Source organism: Erwinia sp. BNK-24-b, from assembly GCF_047456155.1.
In the GTDB taxonomy this organism is placed as follows: domain Bacteria; phylum Pseudomonadota; class Gammaproteobacteria; order Enterobacterales; family Enterobacteriaceae; genus Erwinia; species Erwinia phyllosphaerae.
The window spans coordinates 2445156-2466239 of the sequence record NZ_CP179901.1 but is presented as its reverse complement, the minus strand read 5'-3'; the positions used below and the strand labels follow the sequence as shown (position 1 = coordinate 2466239).

20 protein-coding genes are annotated in these 21084 nt (G+C 56.2%); 12 read left to right on the top strand and 8 right to left on the bottom strand.

Annotated features, from left to right (window positions below; genetic code table 11):
* Window positions 1-17 precede the first annotated feature (17 nt).
* From ACMGGR_RS10995 to ACMGGR_RS10985, 3 genes are read right to left on the bottom strand one after another with little or no spacing between them, the layout of a single operon-like run.
* Complete coding sequence (locus ACMGGR_RS10995) at window positions 18-2006, bottom strand: FUSC family protein (RefSeq protein WP_246759178.1); 1989 nt, start codon at window positions 2004-2006, stop codon at window positions 18-20.
* Complete coding sequence (locus ACMGGR_RS10990) at window positions 2003-2860, bottom strand: HlyD family secretion protein (RefSeq protein WP_246759179.1); 858 nt, start codon at window positions 2858-2860, stop codon at window positions 2003-2005. The genes ACMGGR_RS10995 and ACMGGR_RS10990 overlap by 4 nt, the downstream gene beginning before the upstream one ends.
* Window positions 2857-3096, bottom strand: coding sequence for a DUF1656 domain-containing protein (locus tag ACMGGR_RS10985; protein ID WP_414146849.1), 240 nt, complete (start codon window positions 3094-3096; stop codon window positions 2857-2859). The genes ACMGGR_RS10990 and ACMGGR_RS10985 overlap by 4 nt, the downstream gene beginning before the upstream one ends.
* 149 nt (window positions 3097-3245) lie before the next feature.
* Here ACMGGR_RS10985 and slyA point away from each other — a divergent pair, with 149 nt between their 5' ends.
* A complete protein-coding gene (gene slyA, locus ACMGGR_RS10980) occupies window positions 3246-3683 on the top strand; it encodes a transcriptional regulator SlyA (RefSeq protein ID WP_414146848.1) in 438 nt (145 codons plus the stop codon).
* A 30-nt stretch (window positions 3684-3713) separates the two neighbouring features.
* On the opposite strand, the gene slyB is transcribed toward slyA, so the two are convergent.
* Window positions 3714-4181, bottom strand: a complete 468-nt coding sequence (gene slyB, locus ACMGGR_RS10975; RefSeq protein ID WP_246759304.1) for an outer membrane lipoprotein SlyB — start codon at window positions 4179-4181, stop codon at window positions 3714-3716.
* A 273-nt stretch (window positions 4182-4454) separates the two neighbouring features.
* Here slyB and anmK point away from each other — a divergent pair, with 273 nt between their 5' ends.
* From anmK to pdxY, 5 genes are all read left to right on the top strand, one after another.
* On the top strand, window positions 4455-5576 hold the full coding sequence (gene anmK, locus ACMGGR_RS10970; RefSeq protein WP_414146847.1) for an anhydro-N-acetylmuramic acid kinase: 1122 nt from the start codon (window positions 4455-4457) through the stop codon (window positions 5574-5576).
* Between the two features lie 9 nt (window positions 5577-5585).
* On the top strand, window positions 5586-5894 hold the full coding sequence (locus ACMGGR_RS10965; RefSeq protein ID WP_414146846.1) for an MliC family protein: 309 nt from the start codon (window positions 5586-5588) through the stop codon (window positions 5892-5894).
* Between the two features lie 61 nt (window positions 5895-5955).
* Window positions 5956-6609, top strand: coding sequence for a pyridoxamine 5'-phosphate oxidase (pdxH, locus tag ACMGGR_RS10960; protein ID WP_246759186.1), 654 nt, complete (start codon window positions 5956-5958; stop codon window positions 6607-6609).
* A 134-nt stretch (window positions 6610-6743) separates the two neighbouring features.
* On the top strand, window positions 6744-8018 hold the full coding sequence (gene tyrS / locus ACMGGR_RS10955) for a tyrosine--tRNA ligase (RefSeq protein WP_246759187.1): 1275 nt from the start codon (window positions 6744-6746) through the stop codon (window positions 8016-8018).
* A 134-nt stretch (window positions 8019-8152) separates the two neighbouring features.
* Window positions 8153-9013, top strand: a complete 861-nt coding sequence (gene pdxY / locus ACMGGR_RS10950; RefSeq protein ID WP_414146845.1) for a pyridoxal kinase PdxY — start codon at window positions 8153-8155, stop codon at window positions 9011-9013.
* 31 nt (window positions 9014-9044) lie between these two features.
* Here the strand turns inward: pdxY and ACMGGR_RS10945 are convergent, their stop codons facing one another.
* From ACMGGR_RS10945 to ACMGGR_RS10935, 3 genes are all read right to left on the bottom strand, one after another.
* Window positions 9045-9785, bottom strand: a complete 741-nt coding sequence (locus ACMGGR_RS10945; protein WP_414146844.1) for a nitroreductase family protein — start codon at window positions 9783-9785, stop codon at window positions 9045-9047.
* 74 nt (window positions 9786-9859) lie between these two features.
* Window positions 9860-10465, bottom strand: a complete 606-nt coding sequence (gene gstA, locus ACMGGR_RS10940; RefSeq protein ID WP_246759192.1) for a glutathione transferase GstA — start codon at window positions 10463-10465, stop codon at window positions 9860-9862.
* 87 nt (window positions 10466-10552) lie between these two features.
* Complete coding sequence (locus tag ACMGGR_RS10935; RefSeq protein WP_414146843.1) at window positions 10553-11482, bottom strand: LysR family transcriptional regulator; 930 nt, start codon at window positions 11480-11482, stop codon at window positions 10553-10555.
* A gap of 95 nt (window positions 11483-11577) precedes the next feature.
* Here ACMGGR_RS10935 and ACMGGR_RS10930 point away from each other — a divergent pair, with 95 nt between their 5' ends.
* A complete protein-coding gene (locus tag ACMGGR_RS10930) occupies window positions 11578-12192 on the top strand; it encodes a glutathione S-transferase (protein ID WP_246759194.1) in 615 nt (204 codons plus the stop codon).
* 2 nt (window positions 12193-12194) lie between these two features.
* Window positions 12195-13073, top strand: a complete 879-nt coding sequence (locus tag ACMGGR_RS10925; RefSeq protein ID WP_414146842.1) for a pyridoxamine 5'-phosphate oxidase family protein — start codon at window positions 12195-12197, stop codon at window positions 13071-13073.
* A gap of 116 nt (window positions 13074-13189) precedes the next feature.
* Here ACMGGR_RS10925 and dtpA read toward each other — a convergent pair whose 3' ends face one another.
* Window positions 13190-14653 (bottom strand): dipeptide/tripeptide permease DtpA, encoded by a 1464-nt coding sequence (gene dtpA / locus ACMGGR_RS10920; protein ID WP_246759197.1) that lies wholly within the window; start codon window positions 14651-14653, stop codon window positions 13190-13192.
* 626 nt (window positions 14654-15279) lie between these two features.
* On the opposite strand from dtpA, the gene ACMGGR_RS10915 reads away from it, so the two are divergent.
* From ACMGGR_RS10915 to betA, 4 genes are all read left to right on the top strand, one after another.
* Complete coding sequence (locus ACMGGR_RS10915) at window positions 15280-16731, top strand: flagellin (protein ID WP_414146841.1); 1452 nt, start codon at window positions 15280-15282, stop codon at window positions 16729-16731.
* A 454-nt stretch (window positions 16732-17185) separates the two neighbouring features.
* Complete coding sequence (betI, locus tag ACMGGR_RS10910; RefSeq protein WP_246759199.1) at window positions 17186-17782, top strand: transcriptional regulator BetI; 597 nt, start codon at window positions 17186-17188, stop codon at window positions 17780-17782.
* Window positions 17783-17807: 25 nt separating this feature from the next.
* Window positions 17808-19265: a betaine-aldehyde dehydrogenase gene (gene betB, locus ACMGGR_RS10905; RefSeq protein WP_246759305.1), complete on the top strand. Its 1458-nt coding sequence runs from the start codon at window positions 17808-17810 to the stop codon at window positions 19263-19265.
* A gap of 61 nt (window positions 19266-19326) precedes the next feature.
* On the top strand, window positions 19327-21015 hold the full coding sequence (gene betA / locus ACMGGR_RS10900) for a choline dehydrogenase (RefSeq protein WP_414146840.1): 1689 nt from the start codon (window positions 19327-19329) through the stop codon (window positions 21013-21015).
* Window positions 21016-21084: the final 69 nt, after the last annotated feature.

The window sequence follows — 21084 nt, the reverse complement described above, 5'->3', positions numbered from 1 at the left end:
GATGCCAGCGCGGCAGGCTATTGCCGTAGCTGTGAAAGCGAGCAGTAGAGCCGCCACGTAATGCCTGCCAGCTCGGTTTCACCCGGCGTGGCCTTCGCCGACAGCGTGGCAATACTTTCTTGAAGTTCTGCCAGCGTTGCGGCAAGCGCCTCAGGCTGAACCCCTCTGGCGCTGATAATCCGGTGCAGGTTTGCCAGCGTCGCCTCGCGCACGGCCAGCAGCGCGGGCGAATCACTTTGCCAGTCGCGCAACTGCCAGACGATATGCGAGCAGTTGAGCAAGACGACTCCCCAGCGCAGCAGCCAGAGACGCGCCGTTTCATCCCGACTGTTGTTAAGCTGGTTAACGCGATGGTAAATAAGCGATTCAAATCGACTTTCACTCAGCTGCGGCCGACGGCTTAGCTGATCCAGAAACTCACTTCGCAGCGCGCGGATATGCCGTCGGCCGCGTCGTTTATCGGAGCTGGGCCGCAGGATCAAAAAGGCCAGCCAGGCCAGCAGCACGCCGCAAACCTTGGCGATGTTATCGTTAAGAAAGCTTTGATAATCGTAAGCCGGCGGGTTGGTCACCGCCAGGAAAGAGCCGCCAAAGACAATCAGCTGGCCCCAGAGCGCGGCGCGCTTTTTCTGCTGGACTTTAAACAGCTGTAGCGTGACCAGCAGCGGAAACAGCAGCAGTAAAAACTGCCACAGCACGCTGACCTGTACCATCAGGCCAAATTTAATAAGAAAGCTGAATACCGAAAGCAACAGCAGCGTCTTTAACAGCAGCGAGACGCTGCTAACGGGCGAAGGGACGGAAGAGTAAAGCACGCAGCTGATAGCGGCGAGCGTCAGCGCGGCGGCACCGGAATCCCACTGTGTGGCGATGGTAAAAGCGCAGCCCAGCACAATCACCGCAAAAGTCCGCAGCGCACTCCAGCTGGCTTCGGCGCTGTCGCTGCGACGGGCCAGCGCGGGAACGGCAGGGGGCGACAGGCGAGTCTCCGCGTCGGCCTGCTCGAACAGCCGCAGCCAGCGGCTGATATTCAGATAGAGCCAGCAAAAATAGCGCAGCCGGTGCCAGAAAGCATGATAGCGATAGTCGTCGGGATCGGAAGGTGCCGCGCTGGCCAGCAGCCGGGCCAGACGGTATTTATCGCTGTCGTCACGCGCAAGCTCGGCCAGCAGCTGTTGCAGAACGGTAAATAATGACTCTGGCGCTTCTGGCCAGTTAAGTAGCATTCGGCGCAGGCTGGAGATAACGCTGGTTAAGCGCAGCTGCTGATGCAGAACATAGTTCAGCACGTTATTCTGGCGGCGAAAGCGGTAATGACTCCAGAAAGCCTGAATACGCAGCAGGTTTAGCGTCAGTATTTGCCCAATCACATTTTCATGCGCGCTGCGTACGTTGTCAGAAGTTTCGCGTTGCAGCAGCAGGCTGGCGTGATCCAACAGGCGCGCGTGCATCTCTTTAAGCGAACGAATCAGCGCGTCCCCGTCCGAGGTGCTGGGCAGGATCATCATCATCAGCCCACCGCAGAAAATGCCCGTGATAACTTCGCAAACGCGTGCCTGGGTGATGTCCCAAAGATCGCTAATCTCCGTGACGTTGACCGTACTAAAAACGATAATCGCCGCCGTATAGCCCGCCAGCGAAAAAGCGTAGGCGACGTTATTTTGATAATGGTTCTGGATCCAGGTGCAAAAGGCCAGCCAGGCGGCGATAGTCAGCGCAAATAGCCAGGGTTCGTTGAGCGTATGGCCCGCAATCAGCAAGGCTGCACCCGCGCCCAGCAGGCTGCCCGCAATTCTGCCCAGGCTTTTACTGATAACGCCGCCGACGGTAGGAAAGCTGACCACGGCGGCAGAGGTCATTGCCCAGTACGGCTCATCCAGATCCAGCGCGTAGGCGATACTTAAGGCCAGGCACATGGCGATAGCGTTGCGCAACGCATAGCGCCACTGCCCGCTCGTCGCCTTTATCCAGGGCAGCTCCTGCCAGGCAAGCCATTGAAAATTCATGGCTGGATGGAAAGGGTACAGGTTGTTCCCGCGACCAGCTGCAGGCCTTGCGGCACTGCGGTCAGACGGATACGTACCGGCACGCGTTGTGCCAGCCGCACCCAGGGAACGTTGGGCTTGATGTCGGGAATTAACGAGCTGTCGCTTTCCACGCTCTGGTCATAGATGGCCCGGCCAATACTTTCCACTTCTCCCTGCAGCACGCGGTTATCGCTGTAAAGACGCACGGAGGCATGATAACCAGGACGAATGTGCCGCAGCTTGGTTTCTTCAAAGTATCCCATTACGTAAAACGAGTGGCTGTCGACCAGCGCAAAGACCGGCGTACCGCTGGTGGCGTAGTTGCCAGGCCGTATCACCAGGTTACTGATCCAGCCATCGGCTGGCGCAAATACCTGCGTTTGGGTAAGGTTCCATTTTGCCTGTTCCAGCCCGGCCTGCGCCGCTTTGGCCGCGGCCACCATTGAACGGGTATTCAGTTCTGCCGCGTCAAGATCCTCTGCGGAGATAACGTTGCGCGGCAAACTCTCTCTGCGGCGCGACTCATGCTGCGCTTTCAGCAGATCGGCCTGCGCTTTTGCCAGCTGCGCCTCGGCGTTCAGGACGGCGATACGGTAAGGCTCGGCGTCCAGCGTCATCAGCTTGCTGCCCTTAGTGACAAACTGGTTATCTTTTACCAGCAGCTGTTCGATGCGGCCGGAAACCTGCGGCGTAATATTCACCAGCTCGGCACGCACTTTACCATCGCGCGTCCAGGGCGACTGCATATAGTAGTTCCACAGCCACCAGCCCGCGCACAGCGCTGCGGCAAAAAAGATCAGGGTAGAAAAGTATTTCAGAGAGCTAAGTTTCATACGAGTGCCATAAGCAGCCACAGCGAAGCGCTGACGCAGAGAATAAACAGAGAGAGATCGAGCAGGGTGGGATGCCAGACTTCGCCGGAATAGATCCAGCCGCGCAGCAGCGGATGAAGCAACAGCCAGCAGAAAAAGCCCAGCAAAACAGCCTTAAACAGCGGTGGAAAATAGAGCGAAGCGCCAAAGACCAGGTCGGTCAGCGGGGATAAAGCAGCCGAAAATGCGTTGTTCACGAAAAGCACTCCTTGTTACCTTTGTCACAGCATAGCAGCCAGTTGGTATTACGCTTAAGGAGAATGGGATTTGTAATCTCTCCCATAAACTCGCAGAATAGCCTGGAATGAGGCGTGATAGCTAGCAAGCTAATTATAAGGAGAAGAAATTGGATACCCCACTAGGAACGGACCTTGCAAGACTGGTGCGCATCTGGCGCTCGCTGATTGACCAGCGCCTTAAGCCGCTGGAGCTGACGCAGACTCACTGGGTTACGCTGCACAACATCCATCAACTGCCGCCGGAGCAGTCGCAAATTCAGCTGGCAAAAGCCATTGGCATTGAACAGCCATCGCTGGTACGCACGCTGGATCAGCTGGAAGAGAAAGGGCTGATTACCCGCACCACCTGCGCCAGCGATCGCCGCGCTAAACGCATCAAGCTTACGCAAGAAGCCGCTCCGGTCATCAATGAAGTTGAACACGTTATTGACGCCACGCGGGATGATATTCTGGCAGGGATCTCGCAGAGCGAAATTGAAAAGCTGGTGACGCTTATCGCTCGGCTGGAAAAGAATATTCTGGAGTTACAGGGCAGGGATGAGTAGAAGAACCGGCCGCAGCCGGTTCTTCTGTGCCTAGCGTGGTGAAACGGTAACCTGGCTGCCGTTGGAAGCCATCGCTACGCGCTGTCCCACAGCGAAACGGCTGGCCGCCTGTTTCTGGACGACCATGATGGTGTTGCCGTCATCCTTACGGATTTCCAGCTCGACGCCCTGGGTTTTGTTCATTGCGCCCTGCACACCCTGGCCCGCTACGCCACCCGCCACCGCGCCTGCCGCCGTTGCCAGGCCACGTCCTGCACCGCCGCCAATGGTATTACCCAAAAAGCCGCCAAGTACGGCACCGCCAATCGCGCCAATCACGTTGCTGTCATCGCCGCCCTGAATTTGTACAGGACGCACAGCCACCAGCGTACCGTAAGTCACATTCTGTACCTGCTTCGCTTCAGAGGCGCTATAAACATCGCCCGATAGCGTGCTGTTGTTGGCACAGCCTGCTAAAGTCACACCGGTCAGTGCCACGATCATCATGCGCTTTAACATCATCAAACTCCTTTCTTTTCTGTGTGCTGCAGTCAATTGCGCAGCGATCAATAACCCGATTATAAGATACAGGCAATGCCTGTCGTCTGATTGCGGCAAAAAGTTGCTATAAGAATAGCGCAGCCCAACTAAATCTGGAATAAATCCACGGCTGAAGAGCCGGATATAAATTCTTTCATCATGTAAAATTGCAAAGTTAATCATGGCATTGCCACACCGTTTTTGCGACGCTGTAGCGAGGTTTACTCTTCCCATAGCGGATAAGGCATATTGATGAGATCGGGACGCTATATCGGGGTAATGTCCGGCACCAGTCTGGACGGCGTTGACGTGGTGCTGGCCGCTATCGACCAGCAGATAGTGGCGCAGCAGGCGAGCTATTGCCATCCAATGCCCCCGGATTTGCGCCAGGCGATACTGGCGATAAACCAGGGCCAGTCGCTGACGCTTTCGCAGCTAGGCCAGCTGGATACCCGGCTGGGGCGGCTGTTTGCCGAAGCGGTACAAACGCTGGTTCGCCGCGAAGGTCTGGAAAAAGCGGATATCGCCGCCATTGGCTGTCATGGACAAACCGTCTGGCACGAGCCGCTGGGCGACGCGCCGAATACGCTGCAAATCGGCGATAATAACCAGATAGCCGCGCTGACCGGCATCACGGTAGTGGGCGACTTTCGCCGTCGTGATATGGCGCTGGGCGGCCAGGGCGCGCCGCTGGTGCCCGCCTTCCATCAGGCCGTGTTGATGCATCCCCATGAAAAGAGGATGGTGCTCAATATTGGCGGCATCGCCAATCTTTCCCTGTTGCTCCCTGGCCAGCCGGTGGGCGGTTATGATACCGGGCCGGGCAACATGTTGCTGGACGCGTGGATCTGGCTACAGCAGCAGCAGCCCTACGATAAAAATGGCGAATGGGGCAGTAGCGGCCAGGTCATTCATCCGCTGTTACAGCAAATGCTGGCCGATCCGTGGTTTGCCTTACCGGCACCCAAATCGACCGGCAGAGAGTATTTCAATCTGGCGTGGATCGAAAGGCAGCTGGTGAACTTTCCCGGCCTGCCGCCGCAGGATATCCAGGCCACGCTGGTGGAGCTGACGGCAGCCACTATTGCGCAGCAGGTCATGCTGAACGGCGGCTGTGAACGCCTGCTGGTCTGCGGCGGCGGCGGCAAGAATCCGCTGTTAATGGCCAGGCTGGCTGCACTGCTGGCCGGAACCGAGGTCAGCTTAACTGATGAAATCGGCATTCGCGGTGACGATATGGAGGCGCTGGCGTTTGCCTGGCTGGCTTACCGCACGCTCTCCTGCGAAACCGGTAATCTGCCTTCCGTGACCGGCGCGCGCGAAGCTTCCGTACTGGGTGCTATCTTTCCTGCCAACAGTCCGCGCTATCGTTAAGGAGCGAGCATGAAAAAATATTTACCTGTTGTCGGCGCGCTGTTGTTAAGCGGCTGTCTGTTTCATTCTCAGCCGGAGAAGATTAAAACGTTGCACTATAGCTGCGGTACGCTGCCGTTAACGGTGATGCTTGATAACAGCCGCCGGGAAGTTAATCTTATTCTGGATGGCAACCCGCTGACGCTGAAGCAGCAGCCTGCGGCGTCCGGCACGCGTTATGCGGATGACCACTACGTTTTCTGGTCAAAAGGGGACGCCGCCTTTATCGAGCGCAACGGTGCCACCATTATTGACGACTGCCGCTTGAGCGGCAGTTAACTCGTTGAAAATGATTGAAAACAGGCGCACAATGCCTTAACCCTGTTAGCGGAAAACCCTCATGAATGACGACAGCCTGCAGCAGATTGCCCATCTGCGCCGTGAATATACCCGTGGCGGCCTGCGCCGCAAAGATCTGCCCGCCAACCCGCTGGCGCTGTTCGAGCACTGGCTTGGCCAGGCCGTAGAAGCGCAGCTGCCGGATGCGACGGCAATGAGCGTGGCGACCGTAGACGAGCAGGGGCAGCCTTATCAGCGCATCGTGTTGCTGAAGCATTTCGACGAGCGCGGCATGGTTTTTTACACCAACCTTGGCAGCCGTAAGGCGCAGCATCTGGAAAACAATCCGCGCATCAGCCTGCTTTTCCCCTGGCATATGCTGGAGCGGCAGGTCATGGTACTGGGCCACGTTGAAAAACTGTCAATGATCGACGTGGTAAAGTATTTTCACAGTCGTCCACGCGAAAGCCAGATTGGTGCCTGGGTATCAAAACAGTCGAGCCGCATCTCCGCGCGTGGCGTACTGGAAGGCAAATTCCTGGAGCTGAAGCAAAAGTTCCAGCAGGGTGAAGTTCCATTGCCAAGCTTCTGGGGCGGGTACCGGATTAAAATCGACTCGATGGAGTTCTGGCAGGGCGGCGAACACCGGCTGCACGATCGCTTTTTCTACCAGCGCGAAGGCGAGGCGTGGAAAATCGACCGCCTGGCACCCTGATTGCGTGAAATAATCCCGTTAAGCGCTGGCACAGAGTGCGCCAGCGCTTTATTCTATACCCCTTTTTTCATCCGCTAGCCAGCGGATAGCTGTGTACCAGCAAAGGTGCAGACTTTTTTTACACGGAGTCACAGATGGGCAGCAGTAACCTGATTAAACAATTGCAAGAGCGTGGCCTGGTCGCCCAGGTAACGGATGAGGAAGCGTTAGCAGAGCGGCTGGCGCAAGGGCCAATCGCTCTCTATTGCGGCTTCGATCCCACGGCCGACAGCTTGCACTTGGGCCATCTGGTCCCGCTTCTCTGCCTGAAGCGCTTTCAGGATGCCGGACACCGTCCGGTGGCGCTGGTTGGCGGCGCTACCGGCCTGATTGGCGATCCCAGCTTTAAAGCGGCCGAACGTAAGCTGAACACCGCCGATACCGTTAACGAGTGGGTGGAAAAGATCCGCGGTCAGGTTGCGCCTTTCCTGAATTTCGACTGCGGCGACAACAGCGCTATCGCGGCGAACAACTACGACTGGTTCGGCGGCATGAACGTGCTGACCTTCCTGCGCGATATTGGCAAGCACTTCTCCGTTAACCAGATGATCAATAAAGAAGCGGTGAAGCAGCGCCTGAACCGTGACGACCAGGGTATCTCCTTTACCGAGTTCTCCTACAACCTGCTGCAGGGCTACGACTTTGCCTGTCTGAACGAGCGTTACGGCGTGGCGCTGCAGATTGGTGGTTCCGACCAGTGGGGCAACATCACTTCCGGTATCGATTTGACCCGTCGTCTGCACCAGAACCAGGTCTTTGGCCTGACCGTACCGCTGATCACCAAGTCTGACGGCACCAAGTTCGGTAAAACCGAAGGCGGCGCGGTGTGGCTGGACGCCAAGAAAACCAGCCCGTACAAGTTCTACCAGTTCTGGATCAACACGGCGGACGCCGACGTTTACCGCTTCCTGAAGTTCTTCACCTTTATGAGCATTGAAGAGATCAACGCGCTGGAAGAAGAAGACAAAAACAGCGGTAAAGCGCCGCGTGCGCAGTACGTGCTGGCGGAACAGGTGACCAGACTGGTGCATGGTGAAGAGGGCCTGACCGCAGCGCAGCGCATCACCAAAAGCCTGTTCTCCGGCAGCTTGGCAGAGATGACGGAAGCGGACTTTGAGCAGCTGGCGCAGGACGGCATGCCGTTTATCGAGCTGGAGCAGGGCCAGGATCTGCAGCAGGCGATGGTGGATGGCGATCTGGCACCGTCTCGCGGCCAGGCGCGCAAGCTGATTGAGTCTAAAGCGGTCAGCATCAACGGCGACGTCCAGCTGGCGGCAGATTACGCGTTCGCAGCACAGGACCGCCTGTTTGACCGTTTTACGCTGCTGCGTCGCGGTAAAAAGAACTACTCTCTGATCGTCTGGAAATAATTCCTGCGGCGAATAATATATGAAGGCTGGCCGGACGCGATGTTGTCCGGCCATCGGCGATGATATCGCGTCGGACAGCATTGCTCTGTGCCTGCGAAGGTGTTCACCACTCCTCTTTTCCTGGCAAGGTTATCATGAAAAATATTCTCTCCGTTCAGTCGCATACCGTTTTCGGCCATGCCGGCAACAGCGCGTCGGAATTTCCGATGCGCCGCCTGGGCGCAAACGTTTGGCCGCTGAATACCGTCCAGTTTTCTAACCATACTCAGTACGGTCACTGGACCGGCATGGTGATGCCGGCCAGCCATCTGACCGATATCGTTAGCGGCATTGCGGCTATCGACCGCCTGAAAACCTGCGATGCGGTGCTGAGTGGCTATCTTGGCTCGGCAGAGCAGGGCGAACAGATCCTGGAAATCGTCCGCCAGGTAAAACACGCTAATCCGAACGCCTGGTATTTTTGCGATCCGGTGATGGGCCATCCGGAAAAAGGCTGCATCGTTGCGCCAGGCGTAGCGGAGTTTCACGCGCGCAGCGCGCTGCCAGCCAGCGATATCATTGCGCCAAACCTGCTGGAGCTGGAGCTGCTTAGCGGCCACGAGGTCAGCAGCGTCGAGCAGGCTATCGCTACCGCACGCGAGCTCATTGCTAAAGGGCCAAAGATTGTGCTGGTGAAACATCTGGCGCGGGCGGGGCAGCGCAGCGATCGTTTTGAAATGTTGCTGGTGACGGCAGAGGAAGCCTGGCATATCAGCCGTCCGCTGGTGGACTTTGGCGTGCGCCAGCCGGTTGGCGTGGGGGATTTGACCAGCGGGCTGCTGCTGGTTAATTTGCTGCACGGTAAATCGTTGAAGGACGCGCTGGAGCATATCACTGCGGCGGTTTATGAAGTGATGCTGACCACGCACCAGATGGGCGAATATGAACTGCAGCTGGTGGCGGCCCAGGACGCCATAGCCAATCCGCAGCAGCATTTTGATGCGGTAAAGCTGTAAATATTGACCGGGCTTGCGCCCGGTCAGTTAACTATTTGTCGTTGCCAAAGCCCTGCTTCAGCAGCGCGGGTAAGACTTCCGGGAAATAGACGTGCTGGTAATAACCGGCAACGCTGTGGCTCCAGTCTTCCCCGTCCGTACGGCCAGTCGCCTGCCAGTGCTGCGTCAGCTCCTGATTGTAATCCGCAATATTCTGCTGCAATCCTTCCGTACGGTACTCTTCATCGTGGCGGAAAGTGGCCAGCGGCAGACGCGGTTTCTGATGCGCTGGCACATCAACATAGCCCAACGCCAGACCCACAACCGGGAAAGTCAGCTCCGGCAGCTTCAGCAGGGAAATCATTGCCTGCGGATCGCGACGAATACCGCCGATAGGCACGATGCCCAGACCTTCCGCACGCGCGGCGGTCATCACTGCGCCAAGCGCAATCCCAATATCCGTTGCGCCAGAAACCACGCTTTCGATGCTTTGCTGGGCAATCTGCTCTTTATCAATTGCGGCCATAGCCTGCTGGCTTTTGTGCATATCCAGTACAAAAGTGATAAATAACGGCGCTTTGGCAATCCACGGCTGACCGCCCGCAATAGCGGAGATTTTGCCGCGCGCTTCGGCACCGCGCGTTACTACCAGCGATACCTGCTGCGAGTTGACCGACGTCGGCGCGCGGTAAGCGGCCATCACCAGACGATCGATAATGGCGTCGTCAACAGGCTTCTCGGTAAAGCTGCGTTCGCTTTTATGGGCGGTAAGGATATCAATAACAGAACTCATAGAACCTCCGGTTGTCAGCCCATGAGTATAAATTATTGTTATCCGCTGGTTTAACACCTTATGCGCTGGGTGTTTTAGCTTAGTCCTTCTGACTCAAGCGCTTCGGCTACGTGCGGCCGTGCGGCCGCTCGCTGAAACCACGCCTCCAGCGACGTTAGCCCCGACAGCTCCAGTTTAATCAGCTTTGCCCAGCGCATTACGGTAAACAGATAGGCATCGGCCACGGTAAAGTGCAGGCCCGACAGCCATTGCTTATCCGCCAGCTCGTGGTCAACCCAGCGAAAATTTTCCTCCAGCTGCTGGCGCAGCGTTGCCTTATAAGCGTCCGGCGTGGCCTCTTTAAACAGAGGCGAAAAGCTTTTATGCAGCTCCGCCGAAATAAAGTTGAGCCATGCCAGCGTTTGATAGCGCGCCAGCGTGCCCGTCGGGGCAAGAAGCTGCCGGTCGGGTTTCAGGTCGGCCAGATACTGCACGATAGCGACGCCTTCGGTCAGCACCGTGCCGTCATCGAACTGTAACGCGGGCACCTTACCTTTTGGATTAATTTCACGGTAGTTCTCCTGCTGCTCGGTAACGCCCGCAGCGGTATCAACTTTAATCAGCGTAAAATCCAGACCGGTTTCCAGCATGACAATATGCGGGGAAAGCGAACAGGCGCCGGGCTTATAAAACAGTTTCATGGCTTACTCCCTGAGTTTGCGGCGAAAGATGTTTTTAGCTTAGTGCCGCCTGCTTAAAAAGTCAGCGCTGCCGCGTACGCAATATTCTTAATTCGCCTGAATTTTGTTTTTACGCGGTTTATTTGTCTGCAAACAGTCGAGCTCTGGCAGCCTGGCGAGAGCCAGATCCCAAAAAGCGCGAACCCTGGCCGGCATATATTTTACGTTTTGCCTCACCAGCTGCACCGGAACGGCCGTGGAACGATAATCCGGCAAGATTTCGCACAGCGCCCCCGTCTGAAGATCGTTATAAACCTGATAGGAAAGCAGTCGCGCAATGCCTTTGCCCGCGCGTGCGGCGAGCAGCTGTGTTTCCACTTCGTTAACTATCAGCCGGGGAGTGAGGCGTACGCGTTCCTGCACGCCAGCGGAAGAAAAACGCCACTCTTTACCGGCAGCCTGCGAAACGCTGGCTATCAGAGAGTGATGGACCAGGGCCGCCGGTGACCCGGGCGTTCCCATGCGGGTAAGGTAGTCAGGACTGGCGACCAGCAGGCGCTGTACGCTTCCTACGGAGACGGCCACTAGCGAAGAATCCCGCAGCTGGCCGATGCGTAACGCCATATCCAGCCCTTGTTCAATCAGATCCTGATAGCCATCGTTAAGCTGAAGTTCGATCTGAATATCCGGATAGTGCTCCATAAAAGCCAGCAGCAGCGGGGCAATATGCTGGCGGCCAAACTGGACCGGGGCGGTCAGGCGAAGCTGGCCGCTGAGCTGATTATCGGTGACGGCATTTAGCGCCTGCTGGTATTCATCCAGCAGCTTTTTTGCCCGCTCAAACAGCGTCATACCGGCGGGCGTTGGCGCAAGACGGCGCGTGGTTCGCTCAATTAACAGGCTGCCAAAGCGTTTTTCCAGCGCGGCCAGCGTGCGCGTCACTGCGGCAGGTGAACGCCGGAGCGTCCGTGCGGCCGCCGCCAGGCTTCCGTGCTGCACCACGGCAACAAAGACCGCCAGCTCATCAAGCTTATCCATCACTGTTCCACTTAGCGAAATTATGAATTGCTATTTTTGCCCGTATACGCCGTTTTCAGCAAGAGTATGCTGAAAAGAAACGCAAGGAGAAAGGCATGAACACACTAACGCTTTACGGTACTGAACTTTCCGGGCACGTCCATCGGGTCCGGCTGCTGCTGGCGATGCTGAATCTCACGGCGGAATGGCGGGAAGCCGGCGCTGAAGTCAGAAAAAGCGACGAATTTCTGGCGCTAAATCCGTATGGACAGATCCCGGTGCTGGTCGACGGCGAACAGGTTATCAGCGACAGCAATGCGATACTGATCTGGCTGACCAAACGTTATGCGCCCGACAGCCAGTGGTTACCAAAGGAGCTGTACCTGGAGGTGCAGGTGCATCAATGGCTGGCGAAAGCCGCAGGCGAGATCCGCTACGGCGTGGCCTCGGCGCGCTTGATAAAGCAGTTTGGCGTGGCGGAAAACTACGATTCGGCCCTCGCAACGGCGCAAAAATTCCTGCCGCAGATGGAAGCGCATTTGCAGGGCAAAACCTGGCTGGTAGGCGATAAGGCGACGCTTGCCGATCTGGCCTGCTATGCCTATGTCGCCTGCGCGCCGGAGGGCGGTATTGCGCTGGACTATCCGGCAATCCGCCAGTGGCTTGGCCAGGTTGAATCGCTGGCTGGCTTTATTGCGCTGCCCGCGTTGCCGCATCCACAGGGAGAATAACAATGTTTCATTCCGGTGAACTTATGGCGCAGCGGCTGGCGGGCTTTAGCACGGACAGCGCCGCCATCTATAAAACAATGCCGCAACAGCACCGTCTCTTTTATGCCGGATTGAAGCAGTTCTTTTTTAGCGTTGCCGATGCTGACTGCTATCCCGTCGCGGCGCTGCTACAGGGCGCGCCGGGATTTGTGCAGGCCATCGATGACGGCCATTTGCGTATAGCCACGGCCTCGCTGCATAACGCTCTTTATCTGCCGCCGCTCAGGCCAGGCATGCGGGCAGGGGGATTAGGGCTGGATTTCTCTAACCGACGGCGCAATCGGGTAAACGGCGTTATCGCAAGCGTGACGGCAGAGTTTGTTACGCTTGCCGTAGAGGAGAGCTTCGGCAACTGTGCCAACTATATCCAGCGGCGAAGCATAGCGGAAAGTGACCCGCAGCGGCTGATGGAACTGGAATATCTCTCTGCTCTGGATGCCGATGCGCGTTACCTGATTGCCGCCGCGGATACCTGTTTTATTGCCAGTCGCGTACAGCGAGAACAGGCAGGCGGCGCGGATATTTCACATCGCGGCGGGCTGCCGGGATTTATTGAGCTTAAAAACGGCAGGCTACAGATGGTTGACTATGCGGGCAATCGCTATATGAACACGCTGGGAAATTTACTGCTGGAACCACGCTGCGCTTTGCTGATTATGGATTTTCACCAGGGAAACGCGCTGCATATCCAGGGGAAAGCGGAGATTAACTGGCAGAATACAAACGAAGGCGAGCGCTGTTTGCTGATTGAGCCGGAAAGGATTTTACGTATTCGCCAGCTGTTACCCGCCGTGGGGCTTGAGGTGGAGTTTGCCGCCTCTACGCTGGCTATCAGGAAATGATTTTGTGCCGGACAAAGAGACCATTTTTTGCTCCTTGCGAAAAGCACTCAGGCCCCGATTTTAAGGGTGACATAGTCGTCACCCTTATTAGTCCCTGTTAGTTTGGGGCCTGGCTATTAACCCTGCGTCATTCGGTTGAGTTTTGGCGCGGTCAGCATCATCAGCACGGCAATCACACCGGTCACGACACCGATTTGCAGGAAGACATCACCATAAACGTGCAGCGACTGTAGCGGGTCGGTAATGTTTTCCGGTACGGCCATCATGTTCGCCACTTTCCCGGCTACCATCGCGGCACCTGCCGTGGTCAGGAACCAGGATCCCATAATAAAGCCCATCAGGCGCTGCGGCACCAGCTGCGCCACCATCGCCAGACCCAGGCCGGAGATCATCAGCTCGCCCACGCTTTGCAGCGCATAGCTCAGGATCAGCCAGCTAACGGAGACGATCCCCAGCTCGTTGGCAAATTTAGCGCCCAGCGGCAGCACCAGAAACGCCACCGAGCAGAGCACCATACCCACCGCAAACTTGTGCGGCATCGGCAGGCGGTCGCCCATTTTGTTATAGATTGCCGCCAGCAGCGGGCTGAAAATCATAATCCAGAACGGATTCAGCGCCTGGTACTGTTCCGGCTGGAAGGCCAGCCCCAGGATGCTGTGCTCGACGTTGCGGATAGCAAAGAAGTTCAGCGAGGTGGGCATCTGCATGTACAGCACGAAGAAGACGATAGCTTCCACCATCAGCAGAAACGCGACAATCATTTTACGCCGCGCCGCGCCCTGTAAAGCGAAGGTCTCTTTAGCGAACAGCAGAACGATGCCTACAGCCACTGCGGCCAGCACCAGGCGCGCGATATCCTGGTGATGCAGCATCCAGGTTGCCACCACGACCAGCACGGCGACGCCAGCAAGGGTCGCCAGCAGTTTGCCCAGATGCAGCGGCTGAAAGTCAGGTTTAGAGCCGTGATCTTTCACCCATTTACGGCACAGCATAAAGTTAACCAGGGTGATCAGCATGCCGACGAAGGAGAGCGAGAAAGCGACGTTCCAGCCGTAATGCGCAGCCAGCCACGGCGTCGCCAGCATAGAGAAAAACGAACCGATATTAATCGCCATGTAGTACATGGTGAAGGCACCATCCAGACGCGGATCGTCCTTGGCATAACAGGTCGAAAGCAGAGAAGAGGGGTTAGCCTTAAACAGGCCGTTACCCACGGCGATGGTCGCCATGCCGATATAAACCAGGCTGACATCATGGCCCGACCACGCCACCAGCGCATAGCCCAGCGCCAGCACCAGCGTACCGAGCACGATCACGCGCTTGGTGCCCAGCACCTTATCGCCCAGCCAGCCGCCAACGGCAATCAGGCCGTATACCAGCGCGCTAAAGGAAGCGAACAGCGTAATAGACTGCTCTTCCGACATGCCCAGCATTTTGACGAGATACACCGCCATAATGCCTTGCAGGCCGTAATAACCGAACCGTTCCCAGAGTTCGATAGAAAAAATAAGATAAAAAGATCGCGGTTGTTTAAACGCGTTGATACTGCCTGTATCGGGTTGTTTGTTTGCAGTTGACACTGATACCTCTGGAGTCAATTTCCTGATTCGACTAAAAAAATAAGTCATCGTCGAACAGGACGGGCATTAGCCGCATAGTTATAAATTTGGAAAATTGGCGGTTAATTTCGCCCATTGTTTGCTGCCAGGCAAGCGTTTTTTCAAATAACGTCAGGGGCCGTTTTACAAGTGTTTACTCATGGATATAGGTATGTTTTCAATATTAAATATTGTTGTAACGCATTTGTTTATTATATAAGGCTGCTATTCGCATAAAATTTACTCGTGCGATGAAGCTAATCACCAGGGCCTTTTTTCAGGAATAATGTTTTGCAGAAGCAAAGATAAGCAAAATTAAACGCCGCTTATGCGTAAATCGCTAAGGAAAATGGTTTTTTATAAGGCTCTGATGCGCTGGTTGGGCCAGTCTGCGTAAAATAGCTGATTTTACAGGCTGAACGGCAGATATTAATTTCCAAAAAATAACTTCTCCTTCCTGCGATCTTCAGACTTTTTGTTACGGATAAAATACAAAAAGGGCGTCCGATCCGCGCGGGCGTACGCTGTGTAAAGATTCCTCCTGACGCTAAAGCGCATCCTCCTCGCGCCGATAATCTCACTTACCTCAATAATTGCGCAGAGAAACAATGTTAACAGTCAATAATAACGATACTGCTCTTAAAACAGGTAACGCTCGCTCGGCAAATACCTCTTTGCTGGCGCAATCTATTGAAAGACTTTCATCAGGGTTACGTATCAATGGAGCCAGCGACGATGCGGCGGGCATGTCGATTGCTAACCGTATGCAGGCCAATATCAATGCGGACAGCGCCGTTACGCGCGGCCTGAACGATGCCATCAGCTATGCGCAAACGGCAGAAAGCGCGCTGGGTAATATCAGCGATATGCTGATCAAGGCAAAAAGCCTGGCGGTACGCGCAGCCAACGGCACCATGTCTGTTTCTGACCGGCAAAGCCTGGATACGGAATATCAGCAGTTAATGAATGGCATCAACGGCATTGCCAGCGGCACAGAGATTTTCGGGCAGTTCCCGCTGGCGACCAGCACGCCCGAACAGACGCCCACGCTGCTAGGCAATGTATCGCCCATAGGAACTAAATTTCCGGTGGCCGGGCAGGATTACTCGTTTACCTCCGGGATTGTGTCGCTTGCCTATATTCCGGCAGGCGCGACCAATATCACTATCACCATTGACTCCTTTAGCATGGATGACGATCTTCAGCTCTTCACCCGTGACGGCAAGCATCTGGCCGGCACGCCAGTGGACGGCAGCGATGCGGACTATACATGGATAAGTAAAGGCGTAACCGATGACGCCACGGCAACCAGTAAAGTACTGACGACCAGCAATGGCTTTGCCAGCGGTGCCAGCTACGACAGCACGGATCTTAATGAAGGAGGATCGTCGTGGGCGCTGACCGGTAGCGAGACCAGCAGCTATAACGGCATGAGTATTACCTATAGCGGCGACGGCGATCGTTATGAGGATGCGACTACCGGTGCGGAAAACGACGGCACGCTGACCAGCAATTCACAGGAGCGGATTAATATCGACAACGTCAGTGAAGATCTGATCGTGGTCGTGGTTGGTAACGGGTCGTTCAGCGGCAATCTGACCTGGGGATCGCTGCCAACGCCAACCGAAACGCCAGCCGTACCGCCAAAACAGAGCCAGCCGCTACAGGTGATCACCAGCGCCAATTATGGTCAGCCGGTACAGTCGGACACGCTGGGGCCAACGCCTTCTGATACAAAGACGCTGGGTCTGGACAACACCAGCCTGCTGACCGCGAGCGCTATCCGTACCTCTATGACTGCGCTGGATGCGGCACTGAATAAAGTCAGCGGCTACCGCTCCGACTACGGCGCAAAAATGAATCGCTATGAGTCAAATAAATCAGTGCTGTCGCAGCAGAGCATAGCCACTCAGGCGGCGCAGAGCCGGATTCAGGATGCCGATTACGCGCAGGAAGCCAGCCAGCTGGCCAGGGCGCAAATCAAAGATCAGGGCCAGAATGCAGTAATGAAAATGGCTAACCAGTCAGCCCAGGATGTCTTAACCCTGCTGCGCGACTGATTGACTGCGCTTCTCTCCGCTAACTTTTATTTAGCGCATTTTTTATCGGGTCGTCCGATCGTTTTAACCCCTCTCCGCCGGAAAGTTTTGCCGACTTTCCGGCGTTTTCTTGTCGGCCACATCCTGTCGATTAACGGCGGTCGCATTGCATATTTTGCATCGCGGTTACGCCAGTTTTTCGAAGCAACAGGCCTTAATTTTTAATTTTCACAGTGATAACACCAGCGCAGCAGGCGGCTAAAAATTTCTTTACCGGTGTAAAGCGGCAATGGCTTACTTATTTCTTATATTTCAATTAAATATGGCGAAATCTTGACGTTCTGATGGGGATGTTTTTTGCGTTCAGACTGTCGCAAAAGACCACGTGCCAACGGCGTAAAATTTTTTCTTGATTGAACGTTCAATATAAAATGTCTATAATCATCCTCATTCAATAGCTAAAACCGATGAAGCGATGCCAAAAGTTGGAATGAAAGCGATTCGTCAGGCGCAGTTAATTCACGCGACGCTGACGGTTATCGACCGCGTAGGCCTGGCCGATGCCAGCCTGGCGCTGATTGCCAAAGAAGCGGGAGTCTCTACGGGCATTGTCAGCCACTATTTTGGCGACAAAAATGGCCTGCTGGACGCCTGCATGCGGCAAATTCTCTCCGATCTGTACGTGGCGGTGGTACATCATCGTCGCCAGGCGGCAGACGAGCCGCAGGCACAAATTCGCGCCATCATCGACGGTAACTTTGACATCTCGCAGATTGCCGGACCGGTTCTGAAAACCTGGCTGGCTTTCTGGAGCAGCAGCCTGCACCAGCCCGATCTGCAGCGGCTGCAGCGCATCAACGACCGCCGCCTGCACGCCAACCTGACGGCGCAGTTTGCCCGGGCGCTGCCGAAAGAGACGGCGCGTGCGGCAGGCGCCAGCATGGCGGCATTAATCGACGGGCTGTGGCTGCGTATGACGCTGGCCCCGCAGCCGATGGCGCAAGGGCTTTTCGACGCTCGTCAGCTTTGCTATCAAAATCTCGCGCTGTGGCTTTCCGCCCCGGCAACCTAACCCTGAAGGAGGAGACATGGCCGATATGCAACGCCGTGGACTTTACATCAATGGCCGCGAAGAAGCGGGTCATGGCGAAACGTTTACCACCATCAATCCCGCCAATGGTGAAGTGCTGGCAGAAGTGACCTCAGCCAGCCAGCAAGATATCGATCGCGCCGTCGCCAGTGCAGAAGCGGGCCAGCGTATCTGGCGCGGCTATACGCCGGTCGAACGTAGCCGTGTCCTGTTAAAAGCCGTAGCGATCCTGCGTGAGCGTAACGATGAGCTGGCCGCGCTGGAAACCGCAGATACCGGTAAACCGCTCAGCGAAACCGAAGCGGTTGACATCGTCACGGGCGCAGACGTGCTGGAATACTATGCGGGCCTGGCCGTGGCGGTAGAAGGCGAATCGATTCCACTGCGCGACAGCGCGCTGGTTTATACCCGCCGAGAACCCCTGGGCGTTTGTGCCGGCATCGGTGCCTGGAACTATCCCATTCAGATTGCGATGTGGAAAAGCGCGCCTGCGCTGGCTACCGGCAACGCAATGATCTTTAAGCCCAGCGAAGTCACGCCGCTCAGCGCGCTGGAGCTGGCAAAAATCTTTACCGAAGCCGGGTTGCCGGACGGCGTTTTCAACGTTGTCCAGGGGGCTGGCGCTGTCGGTCAGGGACTGAGCCAGCATCCGAAGATCGCTAAAGTCTCCTTTACTGGCGAAGTGAATACCGGTAAGCGCGTCATGGCGGATGCGGCACTGGCGAACCTGAAGTCGGTCACCATGGAACTCGGTGGCAAATCGCCGCTGATCGTCTTTGAAGATGCCGAGCTGGAACGTGCCGTAGATGGCGCGATGATGGCTAACTTCTACAGCAGCGGTCAGGTTTGCACCAACGGCACGCGCGTGTTCGTGCATCGCTCACTAAAAGCGGATTTTGAAAAGCGCCTGCTGGAAAAAATGGAGGCTATCAAATGTGGCGATCCAACGCTGCCGGACACCAATTTCGGCCCGCTGGTCAGCGAAGAGCACTGCCAGAAGGTGGTCTCTTATCTGGAAATCGGTAAAAACGAGGGCGCACGCGTGCTGGCTGGCGGTTTCCGCCTGACCGAAGGCGAAATGGCGAAGGGCTGCTTTGTGGCGCCAACCGTGTTCACCGACTGTTCCGACGAAATGCGCATTGTGCAGGAAGAGATTTTTGGCCCGGTGATGAGCGTGCTGGTGTTTGATGACGAGCAGGAAGTTATCGATCGCGCCAACAACACCGAATATGGCCTGGCCGCAGGCGTCTTCACTACCTCGCTGAATCGCGCGCACCGCGTTATCCATCAGCTGGAAGCGGGCATCTGCTGGGTGAACAGCTGGGGCGAATCGCCTGCGCCAATGCCGGTTGGCGGCTACAAGCAGTCTGGCGTAGGACGTGAAAACGGCCTGGAAACGCTACACCACTATACGCGTACCAAATCCGTGCTGATCGAAATGGGCGACTATCCGTCCGCGTTCTGATTGCCCTGATGACGACACTGTTTTTTTGCTGCGGCGCAGGCCGCGGCTATCCGGAGGTTTAATGCAGAAATTTGACTATATCATTATTGGCGCTGGCTCTGCCGGCAACGTTCTGGCAACACGACTGACTGAGGATGCTGACGTATCGGTACTTTTACTGGAAGCAGGCGGCAAGGATCACCGCTGGGATTTCCGTACCCAAATGCCAGCCGCTTTAGCTTATCCGCTACAGGGAAAACGCTATAACTGGGCTTATGAAACGGATCCGGAACCCAAGATGAACAATCGCCGCATGGAGTGCGGACGTGGTAAGGGTCTGGGTGGCTCTTCGCTGATCAACGGCATGTGCTACGTGCGCGGCAACGCGATGGACTACGATAACTGGGCGCAAAAAGAGGGGCTGGAAAACTGGTCTTATCTCAACTGCCTGCCTTATTTCCGCAAGGCTGAGAAACGCGATATCGGCGAAAACGACTATCACGGCGGCGAAGGGTATCTGAGCGTCACCACGCCGAAGAAGGGCAATAACCCGCTGTTCCGCGCCTTTATCGACGCGGCAAAGCAGGCCGGTCACCACGAGACTGACGATATGAACGGCTATCGCCAGGATGGTTTTGGCCCGATGGACCGAACAGTGACGCCAAAAGGCCGTCGTTCCAGTACCGCACGCGGCTATCTGGACGTGGCGAAACAGCGTTCAAACCTGACCATCGTCACCCATGCGCAAACCGACCGTATTCTGTTTGAGGGCAAAACCGCCGTGGGCGTCTGCTGGCTGCGCGGCGGCAAAGAAGAGCGGGCAACGGCCACGCGTGAAGTCCTGCTGTGTGCGGGTGCCATCGCCTCACCGCAGGTATTGCAACGCTCTGGCGTTGGCCCGGAAGAGTGGTTACGCGAGCTGGATATCCCGGTAGTCCATGCCTTACCGGGCGTGGGCCGCAATCTTCAGGATCACCTGGAAGTGTATATGCAGTTCCGCTGCAAAAAGCCCGTTAGCCTCTATCCGTCGCTCCAGTGGTGGAACCAGCCGGCGATTGGTGCAGAATGGCTGTTTAACGGCACGGGTATCGGTGCCAGCAACCAGTTTGAAGCGGGCGGCTTTATTCGCAGCGACGACCAGCCGGACTGGCCAGACTTGCAGTATCACTTCCTGCCGGTTGCCATTAACTACAACGGCAGCAGCCCGGTTAAGGAGCACGGTTTCCAGGCCCACGTTGGCCCCATGCGCTCACGCAGCCGTGGCCGCGTTAAGCTGACCTCGAAGCATCCTTACGCCGCGCCGTCGATCTTCTTTAACTACATGTCGGAAGAGCGTGACTGGGAAGAGTTTCGCCACGCGGTGCGCCATACGCGCGAAATTATGCGTCAGCCTGCGCTGGCAGAATACTGTGGCGAAGAGATTCAGCCTGGTGCGGCAGTGCAGAGCGACGAGCAGATCGACGCCTTCGTCCGCGATCATGCGGAAACGGCCTATCATCCTTGCGGCAGCTGCGCGATGGGTAACGACGAAATGGCGGTGGTCGATGCAGAAGGGCGCGTACACGGTATGCAGAACCTGCGTGTAGTGGATGCTTCTATTATGCCGCAGATCACGACCGGTAACCTGAATGCGCCAACGGTGATGATTGCAGAAAAAATGGCCGATCTAATCCGTGGCCGTACGCCGCTGGCCCCGTCCAAAGCGGATTATTATCGACTACAGCGTGAAAAAGCCGAAGCGGAGCAGGCGCAGGAAGAAGGCGTAGCCTGATAGCCTGACCAGGGGAACGGAAACCCTTGCCTTTATCATGGCAAGCGCCTGTCGATAAAGGCCGTGCTT